The organism is Pseudomonas sp. GW821-FHT01E05, assembly GCF_059422425.1.
In genome coordinates this window covers 220,359-234,498 of sequence record NZ_JBWKWW010000008.1, presented here as the reverse complement: position 1 = coordinate 234,498, position 14,140 = coordinate 220,359, and the positions used below count along the sequence as shown (strand labels likewise).

Annotated in this window: 12 protein-coding genes and 1 pseudogene; 7 read left to right on the top strand and 6 right to left on the bottom strand. The window is 58.0% G+C overall.

What is annotated here, in order from left to right:
* Positions 1-7 precede the first annotated feature (7 nt).
* A complete protein-coding gene (locus AC07W5_RS19455; RefSeq protein ID WP_495012387.1) occupies positions 8-301 on the bottom strand; it encodes a fructose-bisphosphate aldolase in 294 nt (97 codons plus the stop codon).
* Positions 302-965: 664 nt separating this feature from the next.
* On the opposite strand from AC07W5_RS19455, the gene AC07W5_RS19450 reads away from it, so the two are divergent.
* Positions 966-1,388, top strand: a complete 423-nt coding sequence (locus tag AC07W5_RS19450; RefSeq protein WP_494993055.1) for an HD domain-containing protein — start codon at positions 966-968, stop codon at positions 1,386-1,388.
* A 52-nt stretch (positions 1,389-1,440) separates the two neighbouring features.
* Here the strand turns inward: AC07W5_RS19450 and AC07W5_RS19445 are convergent, their stop codons facing one another.
* The gene (locus AC07W5_RS19445) at positions 1,441-2,313 is read right to left on the bottom strand and encodes an undecaprenyl-diphosphate phosphatase (RefSeq protein WP_495012388.1); all 873 of its coding nucleotides are present in this window, start codon (positions 2,311-2,313) and stop codon (positions 1,441-1,443) included.
* Positions 2,314-2,573: 260 nt separating this feature from the next.
* Positions 2,574-2,933, bottom strand: a complete 360-nt coding sequence (locus AC07W5_RS19440; protein ID WP_494993053.1) for a hypothetical protein — start codon at positions 2,931-2,933, stop codon at positions 2,574-2,576.
* 280 nt (positions 2,934-3,213) lie between these two features.
* Between AC07W5_RS19440 and AC07W5_RS19435 the strand changes: the two genes are divergently transcribed.
* Together AC07W5_RS19435 and AC07W5_RS19430 are read left to right on the top strand one after the other, a co-directional pair.
* A complete protein-coding gene (locus AC07W5_RS19435) occupies positions 3,214-3,774 on the top strand; it encodes a DUF4174 domain-containing protein (protein ID WP_495012389.1) in 561 nt (186 codons plus the stop codon).
* A gap of 274 nt (positions 3,775-4,048) precedes the next feature.
* A complete protein-coding gene (locus AC07W5_RS19430) occupies positions 4,049-6,412 on the top strand; it encodes a DNA polymerase II (protein WP_495024140.1) in 2,364 nt (787 codons plus the stop codon).
* Between the two features lie 24 nt (positions 6,413-6,436).
* Here AC07W5_RS19430 and AC07W5_RS19425 read toward each other — a convergent pair whose 3' ends face one another.
* The 3 genes from AC07W5_RS19425 to AC07W5_RS19415 form a co-directional block, all read right to left on the bottom strand.
* Positions 6,437-7,168, bottom strand: a complete 732-nt coding sequence (locus AC07W5_RS19425; protein ID WP_495024139.1) for a CPBP family intramembrane glutamic endopeptidase — start codon at positions 7,166-7,168, stop codon at positions 6,437-6,439.
* Positions 7,169-7,625: 457 nt separating this feature from the next.
* The gene (locus AC07W5_RS19420) at positions 7,626-9,149 is read right to left on the bottom strand and encodes a nucleobase:cation symporter-2 family protein (protein WP_494993048.1); all 1,524 of its coding nucleotides are present in this window, start codon (positions 9,147-9,149) and stop codon (positions 7,626-7,628) included.
* Positions 9,150-9,411: 262 nt separating this feature from the next.
* A complete protein-coding gene (locus tag AC07W5_RS19415) occupies positions 9,412-10,401 on the bottom strand; it encodes a LysR family transcriptional regulator (RefSeq protein WP_494993047.1) in 990 nt (329 codons plus the stop codon).
* Positions 10,402-10,518: 117 nt separating this feature from the next.
* On the opposite strand from AC07W5_RS19415, the gene AC07W5_RS19410 reads away from it, so the two are divergent.
* From AC07W5_RS19410 to AC07W5_RS19395, 4 genes and pseudogenes are all read left to right on the top strand, one after another.
* Positions 10,519-11,688 (top strand): M20 aminoacylase family protein, encoded by a 1,170-nt coding sequence (locus AC07W5_RS19410; RefSeq protein ID WP_495024138.1) that lies wholly within the window; start codon positions 10,519-10,521, stop codon positions 11,686-11,688.
* An 88-nt stretch (positions 11,689-11,776) separates the two neighbouring features.
* A complete protein-coding gene (locus tag AC07W5_RS19405; protein ID WP_495024187.1) occupies positions 11,777-12,556 on the top strand; it encodes an ABC transporter substrate-binding protein in 780 nt (259 codons plus the stop codon).
* Between the two features lie 57 nt (positions 12,557-12,613).
* Positions 12,614-12,769: pseudogene (locus AC07W5_RS19400) on the top strand (histidine/lysine/arginine/ornithine ABC transporter ATP-binding protein); the annotation flags it as partial.
* A gap of 306 nt (positions 12,770-13,075) precedes the next feature.
* Positions 13,076-13,843, top strand: coding sequence for a sterol desaturase family protein (locus AC07W5_RS19395; protein WP_495024137.1), 768 nt, complete (start codon positions 13,076-13,078; stop codon positions 13,841-13,843).
* The last annotated feature ends 297 nt before the right edge of the window (positions 13,844-14,140 follow it).

Sequence of the window (14,140 nt, the reverse complement as noted above, 5' to 3'; positions counted from 1 at the left end):
AATGCGGTCACTGACCCTTGGGCGTATCGAAACCACGCTGTTCAATCACCCCAAACACATCAGCCACATCCTGAACCATGACCCGCGCGATGTTGGTGACAGTGTTGATGTCGGTCTCGGCGTAGTCGGGCAGGTTGGTGCAGGCCATCAGGTTCAGGTATTTGAGGACGGCGCTGAGGCGTTCGCTGACGCAGGCGTGGAGGTCGCGTAGCGGGGCGTCGCTGTCGATGTGCAGGATGGGGTGATCGGTGGCGAAATGGGAGCAGGGGGTGAAGCGGTGGGGCGGGTGATTCATTGTCATAAGGATAGATTCTTTTTTATGGGAAAGAACTGCCACCTTTTTGCTGCGAAACAAAATGGGTGGCAACTGTGCGCGGGTTCGCAGACCAGGAAGAATCAAACCCGGCAGACCCGAAGGTCTCCCACGCACAGCCGCCATAAAGTGAAACGCAGGCGTAGCTCGCCTGGGTGTCTTATGACGGTGCAGGATGATTCTATTCTGTAGGGCTGCGAAACCCTGTCGCCGACCAGTGTCAGCGACGGGGCGAACTATAAGCGGCGAATTTGGCGACTGCAACCGGGGTGTAGGACGGTTGCGTGGTCATTGTGGCGAGGGAGCAAGCCCTTATGCCGGTCAGTTAAGTGAATGCAGCCTTTGTAGGAGCGAGCTTGCTCCGGGCGGCGTTCCGACGATGGACTCAAGGGCAACGCGTTTATTCAGAAAACACGCGTTATCGTTAACGTCCATCGCGAGCAAGCTCGCTCCTACAGAGACCTCATTTCCTTAACTGACCGGCATGAGGGCTTGCTCCCTCGCCATAATGGGGGGATTCCTACGGGTTTTGCAGACGTCAGGATCAAGTGGTCGCAACCTTCTATCGTTCAGTGGAAGTCCGTCGCGGGTTGGCTCAAGCTCAACATCAACGTGAGCAACCGCTACGGCCTGCAAGCCAAGGACAACCGAGATGACTCAAACACTGGAACGTGCCATCGCCATCGCTGCCGCCGCTCACGAAGGGCAGGTCGACAAGGGCGGTTCGCCGTACATACTGCACCCGCTGAAAGTGATGCTGAAGGTCAGCACCCTGGAAGAACGGATCGTGGCGGTTCTGCATGACGTGGTCGAGGACTCGGGCATCAGCCTCGATGATCTGCGTAAAGAAGGTTTCAGCGAAACGGTACTGGCGGCCATTGAGTCTGTCACCAGGGTGCCTGGAGAGTCCTACGAGCTGTTCGTCGAACGAGCGGCGCAGAACCCGATAGGCCGGGTGGTCAAACTGGCTGACCTTGAAGAGAACAGCGACTTGTCCCGAATTGCACAGCCGTCCTGGGAAGACCTGGAGCGAATTGAAAAGTATCGGCGGGCGATTGGCCTGCTGCGCTCCTAAATAAGCCAAAAGCCCGGCACTGGGCCGGGCTCTATTAGCGTTTGAACGTTGTTTAGCTCAAAAGCCCGGTACTGACCGCGACAATCAGGAAAATACCCAGTGCCGCCCGGTAGATAACGAAGGGCCAGGTGGAAAACCTTTCCAGGAACTTCATCAGGCCCCAGATGGCGCAAAATGCCGACACGCTGGCAATCACCAGCCCGAAAATCAGGTGCGACCATGCTTCGGCCGGGATGTGTGCATGAAACAGCACCCACAGCTCTTTCAGGCCGGCCAACGCGATAGCGGGCAGCCCGAGCAGGAATGAGAAGCGCGCGGCTTCTTCGCGTTTGAAGTTAAGAAAGAGCGCTGCGGTGAGGGTTGAACCGGAACGGGAAACACCGGGTATCAGCGCGCCAACCTGGGCAATGCCGACGATCAACGCATCGCGCAGGCGCATCTCGCCCACTGTGCGGCGATGGCGGCAACTGAGTTCGGCCGCAGCCAGCAGAACGGCCATCACCACGCATGAGATACCAATCACCATCAGGCCTCTTAATGGTGAGTCGCACGCATTGAGTATCGAGGACAAGGCCAGGCCTGCGATGCCGATCGGGATGGTCGCAAGCACAATGGCAACGGCCAGCTTGAACGACTGGTTGTTGAAGTCACGTTGTCGCACGGCGCCGATGCTTCCAGTGACGACTTCCCGTACGTCACGCCAGAAATAGCTGACTACCGCGGCCAATGCGGCCAACTGCATGGCGGCGGAAAACGCCGAGCCGGGATCGCGCCAGCCGAGAAGGGCCGGTACGATTCGCATGTGCGCAGTGGATGAAATGGGTAGTAACTCGGTGATGCCTTGAATGATGCCCAGGATGCCAATTTGCATGTAATCCAGAGAAGCAAAGCCAATATCAAGGCCGCTGGAGCAGACGTTTGTCAAAATTTTATTCCTAGAGAATAAGGCTTATCCACTACCCTCGAAAACACCAAGCGAGGCTCGGAAAAACCAGGTAGTGGACAAATGTTCCTGAACTGAACCGCTATATGAGGCGGTCGTGTGTGGTGACTGCGGGCTGAATGATGGCCCTATTTCTGATGATTTTCTACCTGCCGTCGAGATCATTATTGTTCGCCTGGAGCACCAGCGAAACCCATCTGTATACGGCGCCGATCACCTGGTGGTCAGGCTGCGCCTCGCGACTACGGCGGGTTCAGGATGCACGTCGGATCGATAACCTCGGTATCAACGTACACCCCCACGACCGGATTGTAGGAGCGGATGAATACGCGGGGTTTGGCGTCAACGACCGTGGGCCACCTGGAGTTGTGGAAGTCATGCCGATCGGTGATCAACACAAAACTCTGGGGTGAAGTCGATAGATAAGGCTGGGGGGGTGTCGAGTGAAACTCCTCCGGCTCGGGATTGGCGTAACGCTGGCCTTGCCCATAGTCGACAGCGAAATCGCCACCCAGCATCAGGTTGCCGGCACGGGATTGGACGCTAGCGGGGACTATCGTGCAGCAGACGAGGATCAGCAGCATCTTGTTGAGGTTTCGCATGGCAGCACCTGCGAATCGAATCCCCCGTGTGCCCCCAAGACTTTTAATTATAGCACTACCGAACTTCGGCTCGGTGAAGGCTACCCGGTACCCGGCATCCTTCGCCTCGAAGGGCATTTCAAAGAGCCTCCAGGTAAAAGAACTTCAGTGATGACGAATGGTTGCGCGATGAGCACGCTGACCTAAGCTTCAGAGCAGCACAACGGATGCGGCCCTGAGCTTGAACTCTCACGGATGAAACTTTCAATGAACGATGCATGGACATGAAAAGGTGGTACACATGCTCATTCGGTCACTGACCCTCGTCACCTTGCTTGCTGTGATCAACCCCTTGTTGGCCGCCGACAGCGATGCCCCTCTGGCTCAGGATCAGGGAAAACTACGCCCGCTGATCATCATCGCTCCCAGCGCCATGGATCCGACGCTGGTCAATCTGAAGAAGGCCCTGGAGGAGCCGGCCAACCACGCAGCGTTCGCCGAACGCAACATGGTGCTCTATACCGTGGTCAATACCATTGGCCAGCGCAACGGCAAAGACCTGGACGCGCAGACCACCATGGCGCTGATTCGCGAACTCAAACTGGGTGCCGGCGGCCAGGCCAAAGTCATCCTGGTGGGCAAGGACGGCGAGAAGAAACTCGAACACTCCGGCCCCATCGAAGCCAAGGAAATCTTCAGCACCATCGACCAGCTCCCCCAACAGGAAAAAGAGACTGTAGCGCCACCTCCACCAGAGCCCGAGGCCACGCCGGGCCCTGCGGGCAAAGCAGGCAAAAAAGGCAAAAAAGGCAAAGGAGGCGAAACCAGGCCGGAGATGCCACCCAAACCGCTGGAAGACTGACAAGGGATATTGGGCCGTTGGAGTCGTGCCGGTATTGCAAGCAATGGGCACGACTCGTTTTCAAATCCACACCGACGACACCTTTGGCATAGACCCGGGCACTGCACCGCACTCATTTTTTTGGCGACTGTCATCGCCCAATTCTTCGGCAAACAGTCAGTGCATTGCCGTATCAGGGTTTTCGGACGATGCCGAGCACGTTTTGGGTGCGCGCCATTCAAGGCGATGGCGCGTAGAATCGCGCAGTGAAAGGCAGGTTCTTGAGGTTGCAGTGGTGGATTTACAGCAGGGTTTTGTCCTGACCCGGCATTGGCGCGATACGCCCGCGGGTACGCAAGTCGAGTTTTGGCTGGGGACCGACGACGGTCCCCGGTATATCCGTCTGCCTTACCAGCCCTCGGTGGCCTTCATTCCTGCGCAGCAACGCGAGCAGGCTGAGTTGCTGCTGCGCGGCGAACGCGATGTCGAACTTCGTCCGTTGGGTCTGTGCGACTTCCAGAGTCGTCCCGTGCTCGGTCTGTATTGCCAGCAGCACCGTCAGTTAATGCACCTCGACAAGCTGCTGCGCACCGCCGGTGTCGACGTCTTCGAAGCCGATATCCGCCCGCCGGAACGCTACCTGATGGAACGCTTCATTACCGCGCCGGTATGGTTCGACGGCAGGCCGGATGGCAGCGGTATGCTGCTCGAGGCGCAGATGAAGCCCGCGCCGGACTATCGCCCGCCACTCAAGCTGGTCTCTCTGGATATCGAAACCACCGCCCAGGGCGAGTTGTACTCCATTGCGCTTGAAGGCTGTGGCGAGCGCCAGGTGTACATGCTTGGGCCTGCAAACGGTGATGGCAGCACGCTAGATTTTCAGCTCGAGTATTGCGATTCCCGGACGCTGCTGCTCAAAAAGCTTAACGAGTGGTTCGCCCTCCATGACCCCGACGCCATCATTGGCTGGAACCTCGTGCAGTTCGACCTGCGGGTGTTGCACGAGCATGCTCGACGCCTGGCCGTACCGTTGCGCCTCGGGCGCGGTGGCGAGGAGATGCAGTGGCGCGAGCACGGCACGAGCAAGAATCACTTTTTCGCCGCCGCTGCCGGACGTCTGATCATCGACGGCATCGAGGCGCTGCGCTCGGCAACCTGGAGTTTCCCCTCATTCAGTCTCGAAAACGTCGCGCAGACATTGCTCGGCGAAGGCAAGTCCATCGATAACCCGTACCAGCGCATGGACGAAATCGACCGCATGTTCGCCGAGGACAAGCCTGCGCTGGCGCGCTACAACCTCAAGGATTGCGAGCTGGTGACGCGGATCTTCGCGAAGACCGAGCTGCTGACGTTCCTGCTCGAACGCGCCACGGTGACAGGTCAGCCCGCCGACCGCAGCGGTGGCTCGGTCGCGGCCTTTTCGCACCTCTACATACCGCAGATGCATCGCCAGGGTTTTGTCGCGCCGAACCTCGGGGAACGGCCGCCAGAGGCAAGCCCGGGGGGCTTCGTGATGGACTCGCGGCCCGGGCTTTACGAGTCCGTGCTGGTACTCGACTATAAGAGCCTGTACCCCTCGATCATCCGCACGTTCCTGATCGATCCGGTGGGTTTGGTGGAGGGCATGCGACATCCCGAGGACAGTGAATCGGTACCGGGTTTTCGCGGTGCGCGCTTCTCGCGGACCCGGCATTGTCTGCCCGCCATCGTCGAACGTGTCTCGCAAGGTCGCGAAGTGGCCAAGCGTGAGCACAATGGGCCGCTCTCGCAGGCGCTGAAGATCATCATGAACGCGTTCTACGGCGTGCTGGGTTCCAGCGGCTGCCGCTTCTTCGATCCACGCCTGGCATCCTCGATCACCCTGCGCGGCCACGAGATCATGCGCAAGACCCGCGAGCTGATCGAAGCAGAAGGTTATGCGGTGATTTACGGTGACACCGACTCCACTTTCGTCTGGCTCGGGCGCACGCATTCAGAGGACGATGCGACGCGTATCGGACGGGCGCTGGTGCAGCATGTCAACCAGTGGTGGCGCGACCATCTGCTCAAAGCGTTCGGCCTGGAAAGCGCGCTTGAGTTGCAGTTCGAGACGCATTTCAGCCGTTTTTTGATGCCGACTATTCGCGGTGCCGAGGAGGGCAGCAAGAAGCGCTACGCCGGGCTGGTCACGCGCGCCGACGGTAGTCGCGAGATGGTCTACAAGGGGCTGGAAACGGTACGCAGCGACTGGTCGCCACTGGCCCAACAGTTCCAGCAGGAACTCTACCTGCGCATCTTCAATCGGCAACCGCATCAGGATTACGTGCGCGACTATGTGCGCCGCACATTGGCCGGTGAGCTCGACAATCTACTGATCTACCGCAAACGCCTGCGCCGGACACTGGATGACTACCAACGCAACGTGCCGCCGCATGTGCGCGCGGCGCGTATCGCCGATGAATACAACGATAGCCAGGGCCGGCCGCGTCAGTACCAGAACGGTGGCTGGATCAGCTATGTCATCACCACTGCAGGTCCCGAGCCTCTGGAAACCCGGCATGCGCCAATCGACTACGACCACTACGTCACGCGCCAGCTACAACCGGTTGCGGACGCCATCCTGCCGTTCGTGCACGACGACTTCAGCACATTGATCGGCGGCCAGCTCGGCTTGTTCTGAGCCGGGCACATGTTGTGCGTAGGTTTACATGGGCACGGCGATGAGCACTATCGCTGTCCCGTGTGCGGCCGTGGCAGCGATCACGCCGTAGCGCATGCGGACCAAGGCGCAAGCCAGTCCTTCGATCAGTGTGAACGCCAGGATTGGCCACCCGATCCGGGTGACGGTCAACGCCAGGAACGAATGGCAGGCGGCAAAGGCGACAGCACTAATCAGGGCGGCGCGAAGCGCGGTTGTGTGGTGTTCAAGATGACCTTGCAGGAACCCGCGAAACAGCAACTCCTCCAGCGCATTTCCTCCATAGGCGAGTACCACCATTGCCGCCAGCCAGGACCAGTAGCTGACCGTCTCACCGACATCGATTCCTTGATAGAGCCGCAGCGGAATGCCGATTGCACATCCGGCAGCGACACCTAGCGCTAGCCCGACGGCGGGATTGCCCTTTGTCCAGACGACGAATTTCCACAGCTGCGGGGCGATCCATGCCAGCGCGGCGATGATCGCCACTGACAGAATGCCTAACGAGGCCACGACAAACGGATTCGAAGTAAAGCCGATCTGCACGTCGTCGCTCAGGGACCATAAACCCAGTGGGGTCATCACATCGCGCATCAGCACAAACGTGAGCAGCAGGATCATGATGCGCAAGCCAGGCTGCGTTTTGGGCGTCAGCCAGAACCAAAGGGAACAGAGGCTCAGGCCAGGCAGCAGATAAACACCGTAGTCGATGAGATGGGAAAGTCCTTCTGTGAGCATTGGCTACCTGCCGGTGTTCTGGTTTTCATAAAAGATCCGGGAGGCGTCAGCACACTGCCTTTGTGTCATTCCCATATCCTGCGCGTGCCGATTCGAACGCTCATCGACGGCCGCGGCGATAATAAGCGGATTCTGGTTGAGTGTGTAATGACTCAGAATATCGGCGGGAAGAACCCGGCCTTTGAAACGACGGCAAGAACCGATTGTGCCGTCTCGACCGAGGAGTAACCCCGGTTAGTCAAGCCAACGCCGCCCTCTGTAGGAGCGCAGCTTGCTCGCGATGGACTCAAGGTCGGCGCGTTTATTCAGAAAACACGCGTTATCGTTAACGTCCATCGCGAGCAATCGAGCGTCGACCGGCTGCTCCTACAGAGGGCAGTGTTGGGCTTGCCCCCGTTGCTCGCCACAGGTCCTGCGCCTGACGCTCAGTCTGGCGTTGACGCTGCTGACACGAGTGTTATGCGGTCGGACTCGTCGCTTTCGCATCGCTCGACTGATGAGAGGGGTGTGCCTCCACTGCGTCGCTCACCAGCGCAATCTCCTTGCCTTCGGCGTCGAAGAGTTTGCCGCCGCTGAAATAATCGCCTTCACGCAGCGCCGCGATATCCTGAAAGTGCAGGCTACGCTCGGTGCCGGCGACGAACACCGACTGTTGATCCGAGTTGCCTGTGGTGAAGTGATTGAATGTCAGGTTCAGGACAATCGCCATGATTGCCGAAGAACTGATGCCGGAGTGGAAGATCGTGGCGAACCAGCTTGGGAAGTGGTCGTAGAAGTTCGGTGCCGCGATGGGAATCATGCCAAAACCAATCGAGGTAGCGACAATGATCAGGTTCATGTTGTTGCGGTAATCGACCTTCGACAGCGTGCGGATGCCGCTGGCAGCGACGGTGCCAAACAGCACGATACCGGCGCCACCCAGCACGGACGTCGGTACGGCGGCAATCACCCGACCCATCACCGGCAGCAACCCGAGAATCACCAGAAACAGCCCGCCGGTGGCCACCACATAGCGGCTCTTGACCCCCGTGACGGCGACCAGGCCAACGTTCTGCGCGAAAGCACTCTGGGTGAAGGAGCCGAAGATCGGCGCGATCATGCTCGACAGCATGTCGGCGCGCAGGCCGTTGCCCAGACGCCTGGAGTCGACCTTGGTATTGATGATTTCACCGACCGCAAGGATGTCTGCGGAAGTTTCGACCAGCGTCACCATAATCACGATGCACATCGAAATGATCGCGGCCACGTGAAAGGTCGGTACACCGAAATGCAGGGGGGTAGGGAAGCCCAGCATCGGCCCTTCGCTGACCATCGAGAAGTCAGCCATGCCCAGGAAAACGGCGATGACAGTGCCGATGACCATTGCCAGCAGAATCGACAATCGCGAAATCGTCGCACTGCCAATCTTGCTCAACAGTAGCACCAGCACCAGGGTTATCGCCGCCAGACCGATGTTCGACATGCTGCCGAAGTTCTCTGCATGGCTGTTGCCACCCATCGCCCAGCGTGCCGCAACGGGCATCAGTGTCAGGCCGATCGTGGTAATCACAATCCCCGTCACCAGGGGCGGAAAGAACCGGGTGATCCTGGAGAAAACCGGCGTGATCAACAACCCGATCAACGATGCTGCGATGACCGCCCCCAATATCGACTGAAAACCCCCGCTGCCGTCGCTGCTGACAATCGCCACCATGGTGGCGACACCGGAGAAGGACACCCCCTGCACCAACGGCAACTGGCAACCGAAAAATGGCAAGCCGAGGGTTTGCAGCAATGTCGCCAGACCACCCGCGAACAGTGACGCGGCGATCAACAGACCAATGTCGGCAGGGGACAGCCCGGCCGCTTGCCCGACGATCAGCGGTACCGCGACGATGCCGCCATACATGGTCAGCACATGTTGAAGGCCATAAGCCATATTCGCGCCGATCCCGAGATTTTCATCCTCAGGCCGTTGTTGTGAAACAAGAGGCGTTTTCATGGTGAAGGGTTCTCTGTTTTTATTGTTGGCGACACTGTATTCAATAAAACAAAGAGTTGTCCATGAAATTGTATACATGTTTTTACTTGAAACTCGTCAAAGGTTGCTTCGGCCATGAGCCGACGGTCTGCACCCCGACATGACGCCAAGTGTCGTCAGCGCCATGCCCAAGGTGTGGATCTTCCGGTTACTTGCGCGCCTCGAGGATCAGGTTGAACGGCGTTTGTGCAGCGCGGCGCAAATGCGTGAACCCAGAGTCGTCTCAAACCAGCAGACGCAATGTTTCAAAGAGTTGTCGATCTTCTTTTTTGGCTGAGCGGGCGTGACGCCGAATGACCTCCAGCAGGCAATCGGTAAAACAGTTCGCCGCATTGCTGAGCGCGCCATTGCGGCGTGTGACGATGCTCAGTTGCCTGGGTTCGAACTGCTCGATCAGGGACAAGGGAACCACTCGACCCAGAAAAGGCGGGGCGATACTCAAAATGGATGGCCCCCAGGTGCACATGTCGGCTCGCTCGACCATCATCTGCAATATCGCCAGTGAATGGGCCTGAACGATTCGTTCCTCGTTGATCTGCGCGCCATGCTTCCAGAACAGCTCGCGCATGAGTGCATCGTGTCCATCCGGCGCGTAGTTCAGTGTCCAGTTCTGGTCGAGCAGATCAAGAATGGTTCGAGCCCCCTGTCGTGCATGGCCCTGGCGGACCAGAACCGAGGTCTGGTAATCGAGCAATGTTTCGCAGGCAAACTCTTGGGTCGCTTGCGAAGGATGAAGCTGGCCAATCGCAAAATCCATGCTGCCATCGCGCAGAAGAGGCTGGGCGACCGCCATCAGGCTCTCGAACAGTTCCAGTTTGACTTCCGGCATTCGCTCTCGAAATGCCAGGACCACTTCGGGCAGGAAGGTCAACGCGATCCATGGCGTTATCCCGACGCAGAGTCGCCCCTTGGCTTTTCCACGCAAGTGATCGAGTTCTGTTTGGGCATGTTCCAGTTGCTTGAGCACCAGTCTGGCGTGAGTCAGCAACACCTTGCCATATTCAGTGAAGCTCAGGCCGCTGGGGGTTCTCACGAACAGCGGCAGCTGTTGAGACGTCTCCAGTTCGCGCAGCGCTTTGGTCACGGCAGCCTGAGAAATGTCGAGCGAACGGGCGGCGGCCCGGATGCTACCCGTCTCGGCGCAGGCAATCAGCGCTTTTAATTGATGCAGTTTCATCAGCTTACCTTGATGACAACAATTGGTTGTCATCATAACCAAATTGAGCCTCCCCGGCACCGCGTCGGGTCCCTAAGATCAGCCCCAAGCAGCGCCTCGAAGATTCGCCTCATGGATCCGGGTGCCTGATGGATCTTATTGAGGAGCAGCGCCATGAATGCCGGCCACGTACTACCAGCCATTGCCGAGATGCAGGATGAGATGATCGCGCTGCGTCACAGTATCCATGCTCACCCCGAGCTTGGGTTTGAGGAATTCATCACCAGTGAACTCGTTGCGCAGCGGCTGACCGAGTGGGGGTTTGAGGTCAGTAAAGGGGTTGGCAAGACCGGCGTGGTCGCTACCCTGAAAAATGGCGAGGGGCGCTCGCTTGGATTGCGCGCAGATATGGATGCGCTGCCGATACAGGAAGCCACCGGGTTGCCCTATGCCAGTCATATTGACGGCGTCATGCATGCCTGCGGCCACGATGGCCATACGGCAACCTTGCTTGCGGCGGGCAAATACCTTGCTCAATCGCGCGCGTTCAAAGGCACTCTTCATCTTGTTTTTCAACCCGCTGAAGAAGGCCTGGGCGGTGCCAGGAAAATGCTTGAGGATGGCCTGCTCGAACGATTCCCCTGCGACGCCATTTTCGCGATGCACAATATCCCGGGTTATCCGGCAGGGCATTTTGGATTCTACAGCGGACCGTTCATGGCCTCGGCCGACACCGTGACGATCAAGATCATCGGCACCGGTGGCCATGGTGCGGTGCCACATAAAGCGATCGATCCAGTCGTCGTCTGCTCGTCGATCGTGATTGCGCTGCAAAGTATCGTGTCGCGCAACGTCAACCCTCAAGAAACGGCAATCATCACGGTGGGTTCCATACACGCCGGGACCGTCTCGAATGTCATTCCAGCTTCTGCCGAAATGATCTTGAGCGTGCGCGCGTTGACCCCCGAAATTCGCCAACTGCTCGAACTCAGAATTACCGAGCTGGTAAAGGGGCAGGCGGCGAGTTTCGGTGCCCATGCCCATATCGACTATCAGCACTGCCATCCGGTGCTGATCAATCATCCCGAGGAAACCGCGTTAGCCCGTGAGGTCGCCCGCGAGTGGTTGGGAGAAGAGCAATTGATCAACGACCTGCGGCCGTTCACTGCAAGTGAGGACTTTGCCTTTATCCTGGAAAAGTGCCCCGGGAGCTACCTGGTGATCGGCAATGGCCAAGGGGAGGGCGGTTGTCTGCTGCACAACCCCGGTTACGACTTCAATGATGCCTGCCTGCCGATTGGTGCGAGTTATTGGGTCAAATTGGCTGAACGTTTTCTGAGTTGAAGCAACACCCTTCGAGCGTCAGCGTCTGTACAAAAGTCGTCAGCAACCGGGCTCTGCGAGCCTATAGAGGAAAACAATAATGAATAAAATGATTGCGGCTGTTTCACTGGTGTTCTTGACGGTCTCCAGCATGGCCGGGGCGGCCGATTGGACTGGTAAAGAATTGAGGCTGGGCGTCGATCCGACGTATCCACCGCTGGAGTACAAAACACCGGATGGCAAGTTGACCGGCTTCGGTATCGATATCGCCGAAGCGCTTTGCGAAGAGCTGCACGCCCACTGCGTCTGGGTGGAAAGCAGCTGGGACGGGATGATTCCAGCGCTGCTGGCTCGCAAGTTCGACGCCGTTGCATCGTCGATGACCATCACCCCAAAACGCATGGAGCAAATTGCGTTTACCGACAAGGTTTCCAACGCGCCGGCACGATTGGTCGTCAAACGGGGATCGGATCTGTTGCCAACGGTCGAATCGCTGAAAGGAAAACGCATCGGTGTGGAGCAGGGCTCTACCCAGGAAGCGTATGCGAAAGCCGTCTGGGGCTCCACAGGGGTCGATATTCTCTCTTATCAAAATCAGGATCAGGTTTACGCCGACCTGGTGGTGGGGCGGCTCGATGCCTCTTTGCAAGGCTCTATTCAAGCCAGCTACGGGTTTCTGAATAAACCGGTGGGTAAGGACTACGAGTTTGCGGGCGCCACGCTCAGTGACCCGAAATTCTTTGGCGTCGGTGACGGCATCGGCGTGCGCAAGAGTGATGTGGCGCTGCGCGAAGACTTGAACAAAGCCCTCGCGACCATTCTCGCCAACGGCACTTACGGCCGCATCAACAAGAAGTACTTCGACTTTGACATCTACGGCGCTCAATAAAACGCACCTTGTCTTTTAAGCAAAGCAGTGGCTTGGACAGCACTGCTTCAGCATCACCTTTGCGGTGGTCAGCAACAGCGCGTCGCCATTGCTCGAGCGTTGGCCATGGAGCCGCAAGTGATGCTGTTTGCTGAGCAAGGGCCGCCCGGCAGCGTGCTCGACCATCCCAAAAGTGAGCGCCTGAAGCAGTTTTTGGCTGGCAGCCTCAAGTAACAATAAACACGAAGGCGTGGGCAGATTTCAGCTGGCAACGCAGACTTCAAAGAAGCCCGTCAGGCAGCCACCCTCAAAAAGGCCGCCTGAGTCGCAAAACCGTGTCCAGACTATCTGAGGCGGTACAAAACTTGACGATCGATTGCTGTACCTGCGCCATGTTTTTGGTCTGCTATCATAAAAAAGTCGCCGAAGCGGATGGTTGATGTGTTGACCAAGAACAAGACGCGGTCTGGTCGATAGTGCAAAAAAAGCACCGTACGCCGCAATGTTCGTAAGACACTACTTTGGGAAGATTGGGTCGCAATGGACATTAAAGCCGCCTTGCTCGGTACCATCTCGCTGTTGACCATCGTCGTGATCGCCCTTCTCATCGAGCGCGTCAATCCAGCCCAGGTGCAACCATTAAAGTCGGCTGGCTTTAATCTGGTCTACACGCTGTTGAACACCTTGGCGCAGGCCGCAATTATTCCGCTCGTCTCCGTTGCCACCGTTGTCGCCGTCAATGCTGCAGGCGGTGGCTGGATCGATCTGCCGAACACTGGATGGGGGCTACTGTTCGGTTTTCTGCTTTATGCTTTCACGCTCGATTTCATGGAGTACCTGTTCCATCGTGCGCAGCATCGCTTTGCGCTGATGTGGGCCATGCATTCGTTCCACCACAGCGATACGGCGCTAAACGCAACGACAACCAACCGGCATCATTGGGCTGAACACGGAATCAAGTTGCTGACGATCTACATGCTGGCCGGGGTGATCTTCAAAGCAAATTCCGCCATCGTCGGCCTATACGCGGCCATCAGTTTCTACAACGTGTTCTCCCACATGAATATCCGAATTGGCTTCGGCCGCATGTCGTTCGTTCTGAACTCGCCGCAATATCATCGCATTCACCACTCGGCGCTGCCTGAGCACCACGACTGCAATTTCGCAGGGCTGTTTCCGATCTTCGACGTGCTGTTCGGCACCTACCGCCAGCCGCGCGCGGGGGAGTTCCCACCCACCGGCCTCGACGACAGGAAACAACCGTCCGGCCTGATCGATGCGATCATCTGGCCCGCCCGGTCGAAGTAGCACGGATCAGGTGCGGGCGAACACGAAGGCGCGTGGACGGTTCGCGATCCAGCTGATGCATGTTGACCTCGCAAAGAAAAATCCGCCGAAGCGGGTAATGCCAGTCAGTTAAGGAATTTCAGGTTCAGCACTGTCCCCCGTAGCAGCTGCCGAAGGCTGCGTCCGGCGGCGAAGCCGTCGCAAATCCTGCTTCCACGATTTGTCTGGAGTACCGCAGTGACTGTTTTACGACTGCTACGCAGCCGGACGCAGGCTTCGCCAGCTGCTACGGTTCGAGTAATGTCTTAACTGACTGGC